Raw genomic sequence first — 15,138 nt, 5'->3', positions numbered from 1 at the left:
GTGGTACGCGAAGAGCTCGACAAGTCCGAGGAAGCCCCGCGGCAGCCGGAGCCGAAAGCGGCTGTGGCCCTGGAGATCACGCCTCCGAAGCTGCGGGTCTTCCGTGACAGCGCGATTGTCGCGCACCGCAATCTGCTGACCATCCTGCGGGTGCCGACGCTGCTGGTGACCGCGACGATCCAGCCGCTGATGTTCGTGTTCCTGTTCGCGTACATCTTCGGCGCCACATTGGGCGGCGGCCAGTACCGCGAGTTCCTGCTGGCCGGAATCTTCGCCCAGACGGTGGCCTTCAACGCCGCGTTCACCACCGTCGGCCTGGCGGGCGACCTGCAGAAGGGCATCATCGACCGGATGCGCACATTGCCGATGTCGCGGCTGGCGGTGCTCATGGGCCGCACGCTGTCGGATCTGGTGGTGAACATCCTGAGTTTGGCGGTCATGGTGGGTTGCGGCTACATCGTGGGCTGGCGTATCAACGGCGGAGTCGCCGACGCCGCCTTGGCCTTCGGAATCATCCTGCTGTTCGCGTTCGCGATGTCGTGGGTGGGCGCGGTCACGGGCCTGTTCTCGCCGACCGTCGAGGTGGCGCAGAGCGCGGGTCTGATCTGGTTGTTCCCGCTCAGCTTCATCTCCTCGGCGTTCATCTCCGCCGAGACGCTGCCGGGACCGCTGCGCACCATCGCGGAATGGAATCCGATCACCGCGGTCTCGGCGTCCGGCCGCAAGCTCTTCGAGAACGGGTCGCCGCCGTCGTTCGTGCCGCCGTCGGGCTGGGCGGCCGACCATTGCGTGGAATACGCGATCATCTGTTCGGTCGCGATCCTGGCCGTGGCGATGCCGTTGGCGCTGCTGCGCTACCGCAAGGTCGCCAGCCGCTGACACACCCCGCCGATGTCATGACAAAAGGCCGCCTCCCGAACGGGAGGCGGCCTTCGTAGTCTGCTGCGTCAGGCGCGGCGGCGGGTCTTGAGCAGTTCGAGGCGCTCCTTGAGCAGTTCCTCGAGCTCTTCCTTGCTGCGGCGCTCCAGCAGCATGTCCCAGTGGGTGCGCGGCGGCTTGACCTTCTTGGTCTCCTGCGTGGTGCCCTCGACCAGGATGCCCTCCTGGCCGTTGCGGCACAGCCAGGTCGGGGGGATCTCGGCGTCGTCGGCGAAGGGCACGTCGAACTCTTCGCCGTTGTCGGTGCGGTACCGGGCGATCCGACGCGGGGCCAGGTCGTGGTCGCGATCGGTCTCGTAGCTCACCGCTCCGAGCCGACTGCCCCGGAGTACGCGATCTGCCATGGTGTGCCTCTCCCTGTGTGCTCGAGTCTTGTTGCGCTGCGACCGTGCCCGGGCGAACGCGTCCTGCGCTCGCTGGACCTCTAGTGCAACGAACGGGCCTGCGTCAATAGTTCCCGATACGGCGACGGTGAACCGTTCCATTGTAGTCGGTGCCGAGGTAGTTGCTCGCCACGCGGGCGGCGGTGCGGTCGGCTGTGTTGCGGTCCGGCCACGGTGGGGGGTCTCCGGGCGCACCCCGCGGGCGACACACTAGTGTTCTGCCTCATGTCGCGCCGCTTGCTGTCCTGCCTGTGGTGTGGGCGGGAGATCGTCGAGTCGGAGGCCGGACGTCGTCGCCGGTACTGCCGCCAGTCCTGCCGCCAACGGGCCTACGAACACCGCAACAGCCTCAAAGGCACCGGTATTCCGGAAGACTCCGTGGTGCTCAGCGCCCAGGAGGCCGCCGACTTGGCGGACCGCTGGTTCGCGGCCCGCTGCGCCGCCGAGGACATCGCCACCGCGATCGGCGAAGGCGCCGACACCGACGAGCTCGCCTCCCTCAGCGCGACCCTCGTCACCTTGGCCCGCGAAGCGGAACGGCTGCGCTAGCTGGCCCACCGAACGTGGGCGGGATGACTTCGTCTCGGATGCCGATCGCCTGCGCTGAGAACGGGCGAACGGCTGTGGGCTGTCACGATGGCGTCCTCACTACACGGCTGTCTGTGCTTCGGCGACCAGTCGTCGTCCGTGTCGGCGGACGACGAGGGTCGCGCTGACGGCGAAGGCGGTGAGGCAGGCGTAGGACGTGAGGGTCGCGGCGTCGGGGTGGACGAGGGACTGGGCGCGCATCGCTTGCGCGAAGGTGACGGCCAACAGCCCGGTGTAGGCGAGGGCGAGGACGCCGATGAGGGCGGCCCGGATGGATTCGGGGCGCAGCCAGGCGTGGCGGCGGGCCAGGCGGGTGAGCAGGAACGTGGCCAGGAGCAGGATCTGGATGCCGTGCAGGCCGAGGAAGTGGGGGATGCGCAGGTCGCCGCCGATGGTGCTCCAGTGGGTGAGCGGCATGCCTTCGGCGGCGTCGCGGACCGCGCGTTCGGCGGCGGGGGCGTCCCGCAGCACGGTGTGCCCGGCCTCGAGTTCGACGACCCGTCCGTTGGCGTCGCGGACGAGTTGTCCGCCGGTGAATCCCATCAGATAGCCGAGGGCCATGCCCGCCACGGCCAGCGCGAGTCCGGCGTGGATGGCGCGCGCGGTGGGGCGATCGACCAGCCGCTGCCAGGACAAGATCAGCACGATCAGCAGGTTCGCGAAGAACAGGCCGGGTACGCCGGAGGCGAACACCGTCTGGCCGACGGAGTTGACCGGGTCGTCGGAGGAGTTGAAATGGCTGAAGGTGCCGCGGGCGGCCTGTAGCGCGATGAAGCCGACATCGAGCGCGCCGGTCACCGCGAACACCGTGCCGAGCCACCAGGTGGCGCGAGATCCTTTGTGTGGCAGGGACAACAGCCACGCCAGCGTGATCCCGTAGACCGCGAACGCGACCCCGAACTTGAAGGTCTTCAACCACACCGATTCCCCCAGCAGCGTGCGGTCGTCGACGACCATCGCGCCGAGGGAGAACACGGCCAGCGCGGTCATCGCCGCCGAAGACCACAGCAGCGGACCGTGCAGGCCTCGCACGCCGCGCGGCAGATCGAGCCAGGGACGCGGATCGAGGCGGTGGCGTCGGGTGACGGTGCGGAGCTCGGTCGTCGGCATGTCCCGAAAGTAGGTACCGGCGACGCCGGAACACGTCCCGCCGCAGCGCCATTCGCGTCTCGTACCGGAGTATCAGACGGCGCCGCCGCTCACCCCGGAGCGGGGGAGCGGCGAGCGGAAACGCACATGCCCGCGAACGGCGCTGTTCGCGGGCATGGCTGCCGGGAGTGACGACCGGCGGGGTTTCACGAGCCCCTCATCGTTGCTCGCGAAACCCCCGGGAGTGGATCACTCCTCGACGTGGCCTACATCGATGCCTCGGGCGGCGAGCCACGGCATCGGGTCGATCGGGCCGTAGGTGGGATCGTGCACTTCGTAGTGCAGGTGCGGTCCGGTGGACTGGCCACGGTTGCCGACGGTGGCGATCAGATCGCCCGCGCGGACCGGCTGGCCGACCTCGGCGAGGATGTCGTTGACGTGTCCGTAGACGCCGACGGTGCCGTCGTCCTGCTGGACCCGCACCCACAGGCCGAAGCCGGAGGCGGGGCCCGCCTCGATCACGACGCCGTCGGTGACGGCCGAGATGGGGGCGCCGAGCGGGTCACCGAAGTCGAGGCCGTTGTGCGCGGCACCCCATCGGCTGCCGAAGTTGGAGGTGAGTCGTCCGGCGACCGGGCGAACGGTCTTCGGGCGGGCGGCTTCCGCAGCTGCCGCGGCTTCCTGGGCGAGGCGGTGCTCTTCCCAGGCGGGGTCGACGACCTGGCCCTCGTCGGTGAACGCGGCATACTGGATGGCGCTCGAGTCGGCGGTGGCCTGGGCGGCGGCCGCGGGCGCGGCAGCCTGGTCATCGGGGTTGGCAGCGGCGAGGACGCCGAGAGTGGCGCCTACGGCGGCGGAGACAGCCACCGCACGGGTGGCGACACGGTGCCGGCGAGAGCGAGTCGCGCCGGGCCGAAGAGCGGATAACAGATCGGTCACGGGCATGACTCGAACGTAACGGACCGTGATAGTCGGTTCGTTATCTTGTGGCTACCATCACAGATCGGTAAAAGCCCAGCTCGTGTGTCACGAACCGATAACGACACGACGAGCCTCCGTTATCAACCTGCGGAAATTGGGTAATAGCCGATCTTGACCAGTTAATCGCTAGTTGATCACAATGTTTAAGTGGCGACTAACGGAGTCCGGGCCCTGGAGGCGCTGGCCGAGCCGACCAGGCGGGCGATTTTCGAGGCATTGCCGCAAGCGCCGAGGTCGGTGGGGGAGCTGGCCGAACTGGTCGGCGTGAGCAGCTCGGCGGTCTCCCAGCATCTGAAGGTGCTGCGGGCGGCGCGGCTGGTCATGGTGCGTCCGGAAGGCACCCGGCGGGTGTACACGCTCGACCCGCGCGGGCTCGGCGACGCGCGCGATTACCTCGACCAGTTCTGGCCGAGCGCGCTGGCGGCCTACTCGGCCGCGCTGAGCGAGGCGAGCGCCGAGGGGTGAGTAGTCAGCCGACCCGGCGATAGGTGGGGCGACGCGCCGCGGCCGAGTTGCGCTGGTTCAACTGCTTCTCGACAGCGCCGACGACGTCGGCTACTCCTATGCGCAACAGGCCCGGGTCGGGAGTGTCGGCATAGGGGTCGCCCGTCTGACCGGCCCACAGCACGATGTGCCTGGCGAGCAGGTGCGGCGGCGGACCGCCCCAGCGCGGCGGCGTCGGCCCGAACAGCAGCACCGTCCTGGTGCCGAAGGCCGTGGCCAGCCGTGCGACCCCGGTGTCGCCGCTGATCACCAGCGCGGCCTCGGCGACGGTGGCGGCGAGGTCGATGAGGTTCTGCTGACCCGCGAGCACGTTCGTCTGGGCGAGTCCGGCCCGCGCCGCGACGTTCAGCGCGATGTCGCGTTCGAATTCGTCGCCGGTGAGCACCACCTCGCGCCCGAGCACGAGCAGGTGCCGCACCACCGCGGCGAACCGGTCCGGCGGCCAGCGTCGCGCGGGCGCGCCCGCGCCGACGTGCACGACGACGCAGTCGCGGCGGCTGTTGGTGGACACGGGCGGCACCAGGCCCAGATTGCGGCGGTCGGCCACGATGCCGTCGGATTCGAGCAGATGACACCACCGCTCCACGTCGTGCATCTCCGGCTGCCAGTCCGGGCCTTCCAGCTCGGGAAACGCCGGGTTGCGGTAGGTCAGTATCCGTCCGGGGTCGGTCTTGACCAGTTCGACGATGCTCTCGGCGCTCGGCCCGTTCAGGTTCACCGCCAGCTTCGGCGACGGCCCGTCCCAGCGCAGCGCGCTCACGTCGGCGGTGGGCACCATGGTGTCCACCGACGTGATCAGGTCGATGATCGGTTTGAGGCGGTGTGGGGCGGCGAGCACGATCTGGTCGCTCGGCTCGGCGCGTCGCAGCGCACGAAGCGCCGGGACCGCGGTGAGCAGATCACCGAGTCCGCGTGCCTGCAGCACGAGTACAACCGCCACCCTCTTCTCCCTAGCAACCCGAGACTCACGAAATGCGACCCCCGCTCCGCAGGTGCTTACGGCGAGAGCCACTGAGGGATGACTTCCCATGCCGCGCGAGCGGTAAACGTGGACCGGGTCCAGCGTTATCTACGCCACTTTTCGCGGTGCGGCAGTACCCTCGCACGTGGCGGCAACGACAGCTAAGGAGCATCCGATGGTCTCCAAGCTCAATCCGTATCTCGGCTTCGGCGACAACGCGCGCCCTGCCCTCGAGTTCTATCGCGAAGTGTTCGGCGGCACCCTGGCGGTGAACACCTTCGGCGAGTTCGGCGACAAGGAATCGCCCGGCGCCGAACTGGTCATGCACGGCCAGCTGGAGACGCCGAGCGGGTTCACGCTGATGGCGGCGGACACTCCGCCCGGCATGGAATATCAACCGGGCAGCAGCATTTCGATCAGCCTCAGCGGTGACGACGGCGAGGAACTGCGCGGCTACTGGGACAAACTGATCGCGGGCGGCGTGGTCACCGTGCCGCTGGAGAAGCAGATGTGGGGCGACGAGTTCGGCATGTGCCGCGACAAGTTCGGCGTGGCGTGGATGGTGAACATCGTCGCGTCCGGGGACTGACCGGCGCCGCGCCGCGGAGTCGATCCGCGGCGCGCTGTATAGCGAATGACCAGAAAACCTATGCCGCAAGGCATAACATCTGGTCATGACGACAAACAGTGTGGTCGAGGGACCTGCTCAGGCGCTCGTGCGGGCCGCCTGGCAAACCGTTCTGGTCACCGGCGTCCTCTCGGTGATCCTCGGAATAGTGATTCTGGTGTGGCCGGACAAGACCCTGTTGGTCGCTGGCGTCCTCTTCGGTATCTATCTTGTTGTCGCAGGCGTGCTGCAGCTGGTTGCCGCGTTCGGCGCGACCAAGAGCACCGGCATGCGGGTGCTGTACTTCATCAGTGGCGCGTTGTCGATCATCATCGGCATCTTCTGCTTCCGTGACGAGCTCGCCTCGATCCTGCTGCTCGGACTGTGGATCGGTATCGGCTGGCTGTTCCGCGGTGTGGCCATGCTGGTGGCCGCCATCTCCGATCCCGACCTGCCGGGCCGCGGCTGGCAGGGATTCTTCGGTGTGATCACCACGATCGCCGGCATCGTCCTGATCGTCTGGCCGGTCAGCTCGGTGGCCACGCTGACTCTCGTCGCGGGCATCTGGCTGATCGTGCTCGGTGTCATGGAGATCATCACCTCCTTCGGCGTCCGCAAGGACGCGGCGCGGTTCAGCGAGGCGGGCCTCTGATCGCTGCGGCCACCTCTTCTCCGCCCGGTGCGTGCTACGCGCCGGGCGGTGTCGTTTCCGGTCTGTTCGTGCAATACCCCAGGTAGCGCGACATGCTCGCCGATCTCGATGCGCCTCTCGAGCAGCGCCGTCTCCGGGCTCGAGCCGTGTGCCGCCTGACTATTTCGAAGGACTCACCGATAACATAATGGCCTCGACAGGAGTGGAGATATCTGACCCGAAATCCCCATTGACGATGCAGCACTGCCTATATAGCGGGTGTTTTGCCGAAGTCGTGGCCCGCGAAGTTCTCCCGAATCGACTTCTCGTGTAAGGAATGATTGTTAACATAGTCCTCGCGAGGCAAAGGCGCCTGGGCGCGACGTCAGTGTCGAGTCGCGGGCCGATGGTCGGGAGTTCGAATTGCACAGAAGGCAATTGCCGTCGCAGTCGCGGCGAGCGTTCATCAAGTCCGCGGCGTGGGCGGGCGGCGTGGCCGCCGCCATGACATTGGCGCCGGCGCATCCGGTCCGGGCGGTGGCGGGTCGATCGGTCGCGGTGTTCGGCGCGGGGCCCGCGGGCCTGACCGCGGCGCACGAGCTGGCCGAGCGGGGATTCGCGGTCACGGTGTACGAGAAGCTGGCGGACTTCGGCGGCAAGACGCGCAGCATCTACAGCCAGGACGGGCTGCCGGGTGAACACGGTTTCCGAAGCTTCTTCGGCTTCTATCACAACCTGCCGGACACCATGCGGCGCACGCCCTTTCCCGGCAACGCGAACGGCACGCTCGACAATCTGGTGCGGCTCAACGCCGAGATGATCGTCGGGACGAATCGCAAGAACCTGACGATCCCCCTGCCGTTTCCGCTGCCCTTCTCGCAACCTCCCATGACGCCCCAGGCGTTCGTCGACTCGGTCGCCGCGGTCTTCGAGACGCTGTTCCGCCTACCGCTGCACGAGGCGATCTTCGCGGCCGAGCGCCTCGCGGTGTACGTATCCAGTTGCGGTGAACGCAAACTCGGCCAATGGGAGCGCATGACCTGGTGGGATTTCGCGAAGCTGGACAATTCTTCGCCGGAGTACGGCCGTTTCCTCGGCGATGGCTTCATCCGTTCGCTGGTGGCCACCAAATCCGCCAACTGCAGCGCCCATTCCATCGGGTTGGTCGGCGAGGAGTACGTGTGGTCGTTGCTGAATCTCAACAACGACAACGACGGACGCGGTAACGACCGGGTGCTCAACGGACCGACGACGGAGGCCTGGATCAGCCCGTGGGTCGACTACCTGCGCTCGATCGGAGTGACCTTCCGTGCGGGACAGCGGCTTTCGGGGTTCCAGCTGGATGGTTCGCACATCGTCTCGGCGACGGTGACCGACGCGGGCGGCGGCCGTCACGAGGTGGAAGCGGATCACTACATCTCGGCCATTCCCTTGGACAAGGTCCCCGACGTGCTGTCCGACGAGATGATCGCCGCCGACCCAGCATTGGACGCGATCCGTCGGCTGCAGGCGGCGTGGATGGTCGGGTTGCAGTTCTTCCTGACCGAGCGCGTCGATCTGGTCAACGGCCACACCTCCTTCGTCGACGCGCCGTGGAGCATGACCTCGATCAACGAGGCGCAGTTCTGGCGTCGTCCCCTCTCGACCTACGGTGACAGGACCGTGCGCGACGTGTGTTCGGTGATCATCTCGGAGTGGGACGCGCCAGGCACGTTCACCCGCAAGACCGCCAAACAATGCACGCCGGAGGAGATCGCGGCGGAGTCGTGGGCGCAGCTCAAAGCGGGCCTCAACGACGACGGCGTCACGCAGTTGACCGACGACATGCTGCACTCGTGGTTCCTCGACCCCGCCCTCACCGGCGCCGGAACTCCGGACGTGGCCTACGACGACCCGATCTTCATCCAGAACCCCGGCTCCTGGTACGACCGGCCCGACGCGCACACCGCCATCGACAATCTGTTCCTGGCCGGGGATTGGATCAAGACCCAGATGAACGTCGCGTGTATGGAAGCGGCCAACGAGGGCGGCAGACTGGCGGCGAACGCCGTCCTGCACGCCGCCGGCGTCCCCGGATCTCCGGCGAAGGTCTTCCCCAGATACACCATGCCGCTGTGGGAGCCGCTCAAACTGATCGATCGCGAACTGTACAAAGCGGGCCAGCCGAACATGTTCGATGTGATCGACCGGCGATATCCGGTCCGTTAGCGCTCGGCGAGCCCAGTGCCGATCCGGCGCTCGGCGAGCCCAGCGCCGATCCGGGCTCCACCGTCGTTCCTGTTCCCGGTGCGAAGAAACGCCGCGACGAACAGCGCCGCGAGCGCGCTGGCGGCCCCCATCCCGAAGCCGAGGTGGAAGGCCGATTCGGCGGGGGCGGCGCCCGCGGCGGTGCCGATGGTGACGGTCGTGAGCAGCATCGCGAGGACGGCGCTCGAACTCGAGGTGCCGATGGTGCGCATCAGGGTGTTCAGCCCGGTCGCCGCCGCGGTCTCGGATTCCGGTACCGCGTTCATGACCAGGGTGGGCATCGCGCTGTAGGCGAGTCCCACTCCTGCTCCGTTCACTCCGGCGCCGACCGCGAGCTGCCAGACACCGGGAGTCATCAGGGCGGCGGTGGCATAGCCGAAGGCGGTGATGACGAGCCCCGCGAGCAGCGTCGTCTTCGGGCCGTGGCGCGTGGACAGGCGGCTCGCGGCGGGGGAGAGCACCATCATCATGAAACCGGCGGGCGCCAGCGCCAGCCCGGTGACGAACGCCGAACTGCCCAGCCCGTACCCGGTGTTCTCGTCGGCCTGCAACAGTTGCGGCGTCAGCATGTTCTGGGTGAACATCGCGAAGCCCGCGAGCACGGCGGCGATATTGGTGAGCAACACCTGCCTGTGCAGCGATGTCGCGAGGTCCACCACGGGATTCGAGACCCGGGTCTCGTACCAGAGCCACAGCGCGGCCGAAATCGGGCACGCGACAAGGGGAACGACCACCGCGGGGTCCAGCCCCAGGAATTCCCTTTCGTGATCGGCACCAGCAGGCACAGCAGCACGACGCCGAGACCGAGTGCGCCGAGGTAGTCGAATCGACCCACTGCGCGCGCGTTCGACTCCGGGACGAAGGCCCGCACCAGCGCCGTGGCGAGCAGGCCGACCGCCGCCGCGCACCAGAACAGCAGATGCCAGTCGAACCGATCCGCCACGAACGCCGACACCGGCAGCGCGACCGAGGCGCCCGCACCGAGGGTCGCGCTGATCAGGGCGATGGCGGTGGGTACCCGGGCCGGGCGCAGTTCGTCGCGCAGAATGCTCAGGCCGAGCGGAACCGCGCTGAGCGCCGTGCCTTGCAGTACGCGCCCCCGAGCTCCGTCCACAGATTGCTCGACAGCGCGCACACCGCGGATCCGAGGGTGAGAATCATCAAGCAGGCGAGCAGCACTCGGCGTTTGCCGTACATGTCACCGAGTCGTCCGCTGATCGGCGTCACCACGGCAGCGGTCAGCAGCGTCGCGGTGATCACCCACGAGGCGCTGTCGGCGCCGACGCCGAGCATGTCGGGCAGGTGGGCCGCGAGCGGAAGCACGATCGTCTGCATCAAGGCGGCCAGGATTCCCGCGAACGCGAGAACGGTGACCATGACGCGGCTGCGGTACGCGCGCGCCGCGGGACGGTCCAGCCAGGGCACGTGCGCGATTCGCGTCTCGGTCTGCGTCACCCTGGCCTCCATCTTTCGCTGCTCGGCCGTGCGGCGGGGGCGAAACGTGGCCAGCCGCTCCGCCAAGTCGATCTCGATCGCGCAGCTCGATCATCTGGCCGCCGTGGTCGCTACGCACGAGCAAGCCGTCGCGGAGGGCGCGGGCGCCGAGCGTGTCGTCGCGCTGGGACACGAGTTCCACCGGACGGTGAACCTCGCGGCCGACTCGCATCGTCTCGCGATACTGCTCGGCGCCGTCGTCAAGCAACTGCCCGACCGGTTCTACAACGAGATCGAGGGCCGCGGCGAGCAGGCGCTGCGCGATCACCCCGCGATTCTCGAGGCCCTGCGGAAGCGCCGCCCCAAGGTGGCGAGCACGGTGATGCGCGATCACATCATGTCGGGCGCCGACGAACTGGTCGCGATGCTGGAGAAGCAGGGCTTGTGGTCCGAGGAGGAGCGCAAGTCCACCGCGTGAGATCGCCCTGTGCAGGCGGATGTTCGCGGCGATCAGCCCGTCGCGGCCTTCCAGCACATAGGCATTGGTCGATCGGAGGCCGAAGAGGGGCAGCGGAAGCGGCACGCGGTAGATCGATCAAGGTGTGATCCACCGCGTACAGCCTAGTGCCTGATCCGCTGTTCCAGCGAGCCGCGGGGGTGATACGGCATGACGAGATAGGGGTGTCCGGAGCCGGTGGTGCCGACCTGGAAGACGTCGACGATGTGCGGGTGGCCGGACAACCGGCCCATGGCCTGCTGCTCACGAATGAACCGTTGCATGCCTTCCACATCGAGATCCGAGGTCAGCACCTTCACGGCAACGGTGCGGTCCAGGTCGGGTTGCATGCACCGATAGACGACGCCGAAGCCCCCACGCCCGATCTCCTCCGCTTGCTCGAACCCTTCGGCGTTCAGGTCCACGTCGATGCCGGAGGACGGACTGCGCTGTGTCGGCAGTATGTCGGCCATTGTCGGCCTCGATTCTGGGCGAGCTCTCGGGGTGACCCTGCGGTCGAATCGTGCCCCACGAGGATAACCCCGATCGACGGCTCGGCAACGGTTCCGCAACTCACCGTGACCGCCGTGAGCAGGGGAGCGGCGCCGCGGGCCGATGAATTTCGACGCTCAGCGGGGTCTATCTTCTCGAGGCCGTCTCGGCCGCACGATGGGTAGGAGGGCCCGATGTCGACAATGGACCAGGAATCAACGGGGCGACTGGCCGATCACCCGACCGTCAAGCGGGTCGCCGAGCGTGCACGCACGACGCCCGACCCGGTGCTGAACACCGCTCGGCTGCGCGAGATCTGCCTGGCCGCCGGCGCCGACGACGTGGGCTTCGTCCCCGTCGACGACCCCAGGGTCGCCGAGGAATTCGACCACGCGCGCGGAATCCTGCCCGCGGCAAGGACATTCGTATCGTTCTGCGTGCGGATGAACCGCGACAATCTGCGCAGTCCGCAGCGCAGCCTGGCGAACACCGAATTCAACCACGCCGACGACGAGACCAACGAGGTCTCGCGTCGCATCACCAGGGCGCTCCAGGACGCGGGCTACCGCGCCGTCTACCCCGCGCCGGGATATCCGATGGAGGTCGACCGGTTTCCCGGCCGCATCTGGGTCATCGCGCACAAGGTGGTCGCGCAGGCAGCGGGGTTGGGCGTGATGGGCATCCACCGCAACGTGATTCACCCGAAGTTCGGCAACTTCATCCTGCTCGGCACGGTGGTCACCGACGCGGTGGTCGACGAGCCCAGCGTCACACTGGAGTTCAATCCGTGCCTCGAGTGCAAGCTGTGCGTGTCCGCGTGCCCGGTCGGCGCCATCACCACCGACGGAGGCTTCGACTTCCAGGCCTGCTACACGCACAACTATCGAGAGTTCATGGGCGGCTTCACCGATTGGGCCGAGACCGTCGCGGACAGCGCCGACCGCGACGAGTACCGCGCGCGAGTGACCACGGGCGAGTCCTTCTCGATGTGGCAGAGCCTGTCGTTCAAGCCCAACTACAAGGCCGGCTACTGCATGGCCGTCTGTCCCGCGGGCGAGGATGTGATCGGCGGGTTCCTCGACGACCGGAAGGGGCATCTCGAGGAGGTCGTGCGTCCGTTGCAGACCAAATCGGAACCCGTCTACGTGCTGCCGGGGTCCGCCGCGGAGGAGCACGTCACGCGCCGGTTCCCGAACAAGATCCCGAAGCCGGTCACCAACGGCTTCCCGGACGAGGTCAACACGCTGCTCGATCAGATCGGCCCGCGCCCGCGTCCGCGGCCCGCGTCGGACTGATCGCGGTACGTCCGCGACCCGGGTCGGCGAATCCGTCCGCGCGGGCAGTACGACCCGCGCGGACGCGACGCTCAGACGCGCCGGATGCGCGCCAGCCAGGCGGCCACGTCGACCAGACCCTCGGCGGGCAGGTCGAGACGCGCCACCTCCTCGGCCACCACTTCGGTGATCCGGCCGCGATAGGTGGTGGGGACGAGATCCTCGAGCTCCCAGCCCTCACCCGCGAACGACTCACGGATGAGCGAATCGCTGATGCGCGGGCCGAAACCCGGCTCGGTGTCGGAGAGCGCGAGGACGTGCACGAGACCGTCCGGTTTGCATATCCGGTGCAGTCCGCGGACATAGGCGGCTCGCGCCTCCGGTTCGGTGCCGAAGACGTGGAAAAGCGCACTGTCGACGACGGTGTCGAAGACGCCGAGCCGGTCGTCGTCCGCGTCGGCGAGCGTGAGCATGTCGACCACTTCGAACCGGGCGCCGGAAACGCCCTTGTCCGCGGCGTTGTGCCGGGCGTAGGCGACCGCGCTCGGCGACAGGTCGACGCCGAGCACGTCGTAGCCCAGTTTCGTCAACGCGATCGTGTGCTCGCCCGCGCCGGTGCCGGGATCGAGCACCCTGCCGCGAATCCAACCGTCCCGTTCCAGGGCGACGATCGCAGGTTGCGGTTCGCCGATCACCCACGGGGCGGTGTCGTTGTCGTAGACGGTGTTCCAGAATTCCGGAGCCTGAGTCATGCTCCCAGCCTTCATCCTCAACCAGGGTTCAGGTCAAGCGCCACGGCCCGGTGGCGGCGGCACCGCCGAGCACGTACGCCCACAGCGTAATGACTAGCCGCGCACCGCGGGGCGAAACGTACGCTTCGTCCATGACCGAGCATCCGAGACTGCACTCGATCCCCGGTGGACGCGACGACCGACCCCGGCGCAAGGAGCCCACCGCTCCGGAACCGCTGTGGCGCGAGGCGCTCGGCGAACGATTGCGCGCGCTGCGGCAGGAACAGCGCGAGACGCTGGTGGAGACGGCCGGACGCGCGGGTATCTCGCCGCAGTACCTGTCGGAGGTGGAGCGCGGTCGCAAGGAGCCGTCGAGCGAGATGATCGCGGCGTTGGCGGGTGCGCTCGGCACCACCCTCGTCGGGTTGACCGAGCAGGTCGCCGAGGAACTGCGCGCGCGGCGCACCCCGATGCGGCACTCCCAGGCCGCACCGACCCTGCTGCTCCGCGCGGCCTGAGCCCGTCGCTCAGCTTCGCGGTTGCAGCACGGTATCGACGAGTCCGTAGTCGATCGCGGCCTGCGCGGTGAAGACCCGGTCCCGATCGGTGTCGTGACGCAGCCGCTCCACCGTCTGTCCGGTGTGCCGGGAGAGGATCGCCTCGATCTCGGCACGCATCCGGACCAGCTCGTCGGCCTGCAGGATCAGATCCGGAATCGCGCCCTGCCCGCGGGCGGCGGGCTGGTGCAGCACCACTCTCGCGTGCGGGAGCATCGCGCGTCGACCCGGCGCGCCGCCCGCGAGCAGCACCGCGCCCACGGCGATGGCCTGGCCGACACAGGTGGTGTGCACGGGCGCGCCGATGTGCTGGATGGTGTCGTAGATCGCGAGCATGGAGGTCAGGTCGCCGCCCTCGCAGTTGATGTAGAACTGGATCTCTTGCTCGGGACTCTCCGATTCCAGGTGCAGCAGCTGCGCGATGAGCGCGTTGGCGACGCCGGAGTCGATCGGCGTGCCCAGGTAGACGATGCGCTCGGCGAGCAGGTGTGAGTAGATGTCGGTGATGCGCTCGCCGCCGCGCGGATGCTGGGCGATGACGTTGGGGATGGTGTAGGTGGTCATGCCGAGATCCCGATTCGCTGGCGTTGGGGGACAACCTGTCCGAAGTTGTCGACGATGTGGTCGATGAATCCGTACTCCTTGGCCTGTGCCGCGGTGAACCAGCGGTCGTGCAGGGAGTCCTCGTAGATCCGGTCGTAGGGCTGGCCGGTGTCGGCGGCGATCAGGCCGAGCACCGTTTCCACGGTGTGGCGCAGGTCGTCGGCCTGGACCTCCACGTCGACGGCCGTGCCGCCGATCCCCGCCGAGCCCTGGTGCATCAGGATCCTGGCGTGCGGCAGGGCGTAGCGCTTGCCGGGGCTGCCCGAGGACAGCAGGAATTGCCCTGCGCTGCACGCCAAACCGAGCGCCAAGGTGGAGACCTCGCACGGCACGAGCCGCATCACGTCGCGGATCGCGAGCATCGCGGGGACCGAGCCGCCCGGCGAGTGGATCCACAGCGAGATGCCCGCGTCGTCGTTCTCGGCGGCGAGGGTCAGCAACTGCGTAGCAAGCAGGGTGCCGTTGTCGTCGTCGAGCGGTCCGTCGAGCACCAGGATGCGGCGGCCGAGCAGTTGCTCTCTGGCGCGCCAGCTGAACAGGGGGGTCTTGTCGTCGTGAGCCATGCCTTCACCGTGCCTCAGCGCGGCGGTGAAACCGGGCCGTCGCTGCCCTCGGCAGATC

18 protein-coding genes and 2 pseudogenes are annotated in these 15,138 nt (G+C 68.0%); 9 read left to right on the top strand and 11 right to left on the bottom strand.

Features of this window, described 5'->3' with window-relative positions; genetic code table 11:
* Positions 1-75: 75 nt before the first annotated feature.
* Positions 76-879, top strand: a complete 804-nt coding sequence (locus AC3ERS_RS25500; RefSeq protein WP_431970635.1) for an ABC transporter permease — start codon at positions 76-78, stop codon at positions 877-879.
* A gap of 68 nt (positions 880-947) precedes the next feature.
* Here the strand turns inward: AC3ERS_RS25500 and AC3ERS_RS25495 are convergent, their stop codons facing one another.
* Positions 948-1,283: an RNA polymerase-binding protein RbpA gene (locus AC3ERS_RS25495; protein ID WP_067791875.1), complete on the bottom strand. Its 336-nt coding sequence runs from the start codon at positions 1,281-1,283 to the stop codon at positions 948-950.
* A gap of 264 nt (positions 1,284-1,547) precedes the next feature.
* On the opposite strand from AC3ERS_RS25495, the gene AC3ERS_RS25490 reads away from it, so the two are divergent.
* Positions 1,548-1,871, top strand: coding sequence for a hypothetical protein (locus AC3ERS_RS25490; protein WP_068061705.1), 324 nt, complete (start codon positions 1,548-1,550; stop codon positions 1,869-1,871).
* A gap of 99 nt (positions 1,872-1,970) precedes the next feature.
* Here the strand turns inward: AC3ERS_RS25490 and AC3ERS_RS25485 are convergent, their stop codons facing one another.
* Entirely contained in the window at positions 1,971-3,020 is a 1,050-nt protein-coding gene (locus tag AC3ERS_RS25485) for a hypothetical protein (RefSeq protein ID WP_431970605.1), read from the bottom strand.
* A 228-nt stretch (positions 3,021-3,248) separates the two neighbouring features.
* Positions 3,249-3,944 (bottom strand): M23 family metallopeptidase, encoded by a 696-nt coding sequence (locus AC3ERS_RS25480; protein ID WP_431970604.1) that lies wholly within the window; start codon positions 3,942-3,944, stop codon positions 3,249-3,251.
* Between the two features lie 183 nt (positions 3,945-4,127).
* Between AC3ERS_RS25480 and AC3ERS_RS25475 the strand changes: the two genes are divergently transcribed.
* Complete coding sequence (locus tag AC3ERS_RS25475) at positions 4,128-4,445, top strand: ArsR/SmtB family transcription factor (RefSeq protein WP_431970603.1); 318 nt, start codon at positions 4,128-4,130, stop codon at positions 4,443-4,445.
* 4 nt (positions 4,446-4,449) lie between these two features.
* Here the strand turns inward: AC3ERS_RS25475 and AC3ERS_RS25470 are convergent, their stop codons facing one another.
* Positions 4,450-5,424 carry a glycosyltransferase family 9 protein gene (locus AC3ERS_RS25470; protein ID WP_431970602.1) on the bottom strand — a complete coding sequence of 325 codons (975 nt, stop codon included), beginning with the start codon at positions 5,422-5,424 and terminating at the stop codon, positions 4,450-4,452.
* 196 nt (positions 5,425-5,620) lie between these two features.
* Here AC3ERS_RS25470 and AC3ERS_RS25465 point away from each other — a divergent pair, with 196 nt between their 5' ends.
* The 3 genes from AC3ERS_RS25465 to AC3ERS_RS25455 all read left to right on the top strand — a co-directional run bounded on the left by AC3ERS_RS25465 (position 5,621) and on the right by AC3ERS_RS25455 (position 8,891).
* A complete protein-coding gene (locus AC3ERS_RS25465) occupies positions 5,621-6,034 on the top strand; it encodes a VOC family protein (RefSeq protein WP_431970601.1) in 414 nt (137 codons plus the stop codon).
* 85 nt (positions 6,035-6,119) lie between these two features.
* Positions 6,120-6,704: an HdeD family acid-resistance protein gene (locus AC3ERS_RS25460; RefSeq protein ID WP_431970600.1), complete on the top strand. Its 585-nt coding sequence runs from the start codon at positions 6,120-6,122 to the stop codon at positions 6,702-6,704.
* A gap of 417 nt (positions 6,705-7,121) precedes the next feature.
* Positions 7,122-8,891 (top strand): hydroxysqualene dehydroxylase, encoded by a 1,770-nt coding sequence (locus AC3ERS_RS25455; protein ID WP_431970599.1) that lies wholly within the window; start codon positions 7,122-7,124, stop codon positions 8,889-8,891.
* Here the strand turns inward: AC3ERS_RS25455 and AC3ERS_RS25450 are convergent.
* The 3 genes and pseudogenes from AC3ERS_RS25450 to AC3ERS_RS25440 form a co-directional block, all read right to left on the bottom strand.
* Positions 8,888-9,715: an MFS transporter gene (locus AC3ERS_RS25450; RefSeq protein WP_431970598.1), complete on the bottom strand. Its 828-nt coding sequence runs from the start codon at positions 9,713-9,715 to the stop codon at positions 8,888-8,890. The genes AC3ERS_RS25455 and AC3ERS_RS25450 overlap by 4 nt on opposite strands.
* 116 nt (positions 9,716-9,831) lie before the next feature.
* Positions 9,832-10,044: pseudogene (locus AC3ERS_RS25445) on the bottom strand (MFS transporter); the annotation flags it as partial.
* A complete protein-coding gene (locus AC3ERS_RS25440; RefSeq protein WP_431970597.1) occupies positions 9,981-10,385 on the bottom strand; it encodes an MFS transporter in 405 nt (134 codons plus the stop codon). The gene AC3ERS_RS25440 and the pseudogene AC3ERS_RS25445, both read right to left, overlap by 64 nt.
* A gap of 46 nt (positions 10,386-10,431) precedes the next feature.
* On the opposite strand from AC3ERS_RS25440, the gene AC3ERS_RS25435 reads away from it, so the two are divergent.
* On the top strand, positions 10,432-10,842 hold the full coding sequence (locus AC3ERS_RS25435) for an FCD domain-containing protein (RefSeq protein ID WP_431970596.1): 411 nt from the start codon (positions 10,432-10,434) through the stop codon (positions 10,840-10,842).
* A gap of 149 nt (positions 10,843-10,991) precedes the next feature.
* Here AC3ERS_RS25435 and AC3ERS_RS25430 read toward each other — a convergent pair.
* Positions 10,992-11,333 (bottom strand): annotated as a pseudogene (locus AC3ERS_RS25430) (protein kinase domain-containing protein); the annotation flags it as partial.
* Between the two features lie 222 nt (positions 11,334-11,555).
* Here AC3ERS_RS25430 and AC3ERS_RS25425 point away from each other — a divergent pair.
* Positions 11,556-12,647 carry a 4Fe-4S binding protein gene (locus AC3ERS_RS25425; protein ID WP_431970634.1) on the top strand — a complete coding sequence of 364 codons (1,092 nt, stop codon included), beginning with the start codon at positions 11,556-11,558 and terminating at the stop codon, positions 12,645-12,647.
* A 71-nt stretch (positions 12,648-12,718) separates the two neighbouring features.
* On the opposite strand, the gene AC3ERS_RS25420 is transcribed toward AC3ERS_RS25425, so the two are convergent.
* Positions 12,719-13,378, bottom strand: a complete 660-nt coding sequence (locus AC3ERS_RS25420; RefSeq protein WP_431970595.1) for a class I SAM-dependent methyltransferase — start codon at positions 13,376-13,378, stop codon at positions 12,719-12,721.
* Positions 13,379-13,509: 131 nt separating this feature from the next.
* On the opposite strand from AC3ERS_RS25420, the gene AC3ERS_RS25415 reads away from it, so the two are divergent.
* A complete protein-coding gene (locus tag AC3ERS_RS25415; protein WP_431970594.1) occupies positions 13,510-13,875 on the top strand; it encodes a helix-turn-helix domain-containing protein in 366 nt (121 codons plus the stop codon).
* A 9-nt stretch (positions 13,876-13,884) separates the two neighbouring features.
* On the opposite strand, the gene AC3ERS_RS25410 is transcribed toward AC3ERS_RS25415, so the two are convergent.
* Together AC3ERS_RS25410 and AC3ERS_RS25405 are read right to left on the bottom strand one after the other, a co-directional pair.
* Positions 13,885-14,478 carry a ClpP family protease gene (locus tag AC3ERS_RS25410; protein ID WP_431970593.1) on the bottom strand — a complete coding sequence of 198 codons (594 nt, stop codon included), beginning with the start codon at positions 14,476-14,478 and terminating at the stop codon, positions 13,885-13,887.
* Positions 14,475-15,080, bottom strand: coding sequence for a ClpP family protease (locus tag AC3ERS_RS25405; RefSeq protein ID WP_431970592.1), 606 nt, complete (start codon positions 15,078-15,080; stop codon positions 14,475-14,477). Before AC3ERS_RS25405 ends, AC3ERS_RS25410 begins: the two co-directional genes overlap by 4 nt.
* Positions 15,081-15,138 lie beyond the last annotated feature (58 nt).

The sequence above is a fragment of the Nocardia sp. bgisy134 genome, assembly GCF_057708325.1.
Note: the sequence above shows the minus strand (reverse complement) of the source record. Positions and strands in the feature narration are given on the sequence as shown.

Coding starts and splice junctions, on each gene's coding strand:
- AC3ERS_RS25495 (WP_067791875.1), bottom strand. CDS start 1,283: ATGGCAGATCGCGTACTCCGGGGCAGTCGGCTCGGAGCGGTGAGCTAC.
- AC3ERS_RS25490 (WP_068061705.1), top strand. CDS start 1,548: ATGTCGCGCCGCTTGCTGTCCTGCCTGTGGTGTGGGCGGGAGATCGTC.
- AC3ERS_RS25485 (WP_431970605.1), bottom strand. CDS start 3,020: ATGCCGACGACCGAGCTCCGCACCGTCACCCGACGCCACCGCCTCGAT.
- AC3ERS_RS25480 (WP_431970604.1), bottom strand. CDS start 3,944: ATGCCCGTGACCGATCTGTTATCCGCTCTTCGGCCCGGCGCGACTCGC.
- AC3ERS_RS25465 (WP_431970601.1), top strand. CDS start 5,621: ATGGTCTCCAAGCTCAATCCGTATCTCGGCTTCGGCGACAACGCGCGC.
- AC3ERS_RS25460 (WP_431970600.1), top strand. CDS start 6,120: ATGACGACAAACAGTGTGGTCGAGGGACCTGCTCAGGCGCTCGTGCGG.
- AC3ERS_RS25425 (WP_431970634.1), top strand. CDS start 11,556: ATGGACCAGGAATCAACGGGGCGACTGGCCGATCACCCGACCGTCAAG.
- AC3ERS_RS25420 (WP_431970595.1), bottom strand. CDS start 13,378: ATGACTCAGGCTCCGGAATTCTGGAACACCGTCTACGACAACGACACC.
- AC3ERS_RS25415 (WP_431970594.1), top strand. CDS start 13,510: ATGACCGAGCATCCGAGACTGCACTCGATCCCCGGTGGACGCGACGAC.
- AC3ERS_RS25410 (WP_431970593.1), bottom strand. CDS start 14,478: ATGACCACCTACACCATCCCCAACGTCATCGCCCAGCATCCGCGCGGC.
- AC3ERS_RS25405 (WP_431970592.1), bottom strand. CDS start 15,080: ATGGCTCACGACGACAAGACCCCCCTGTTCAGCTGGCGCGCCAGAGAG.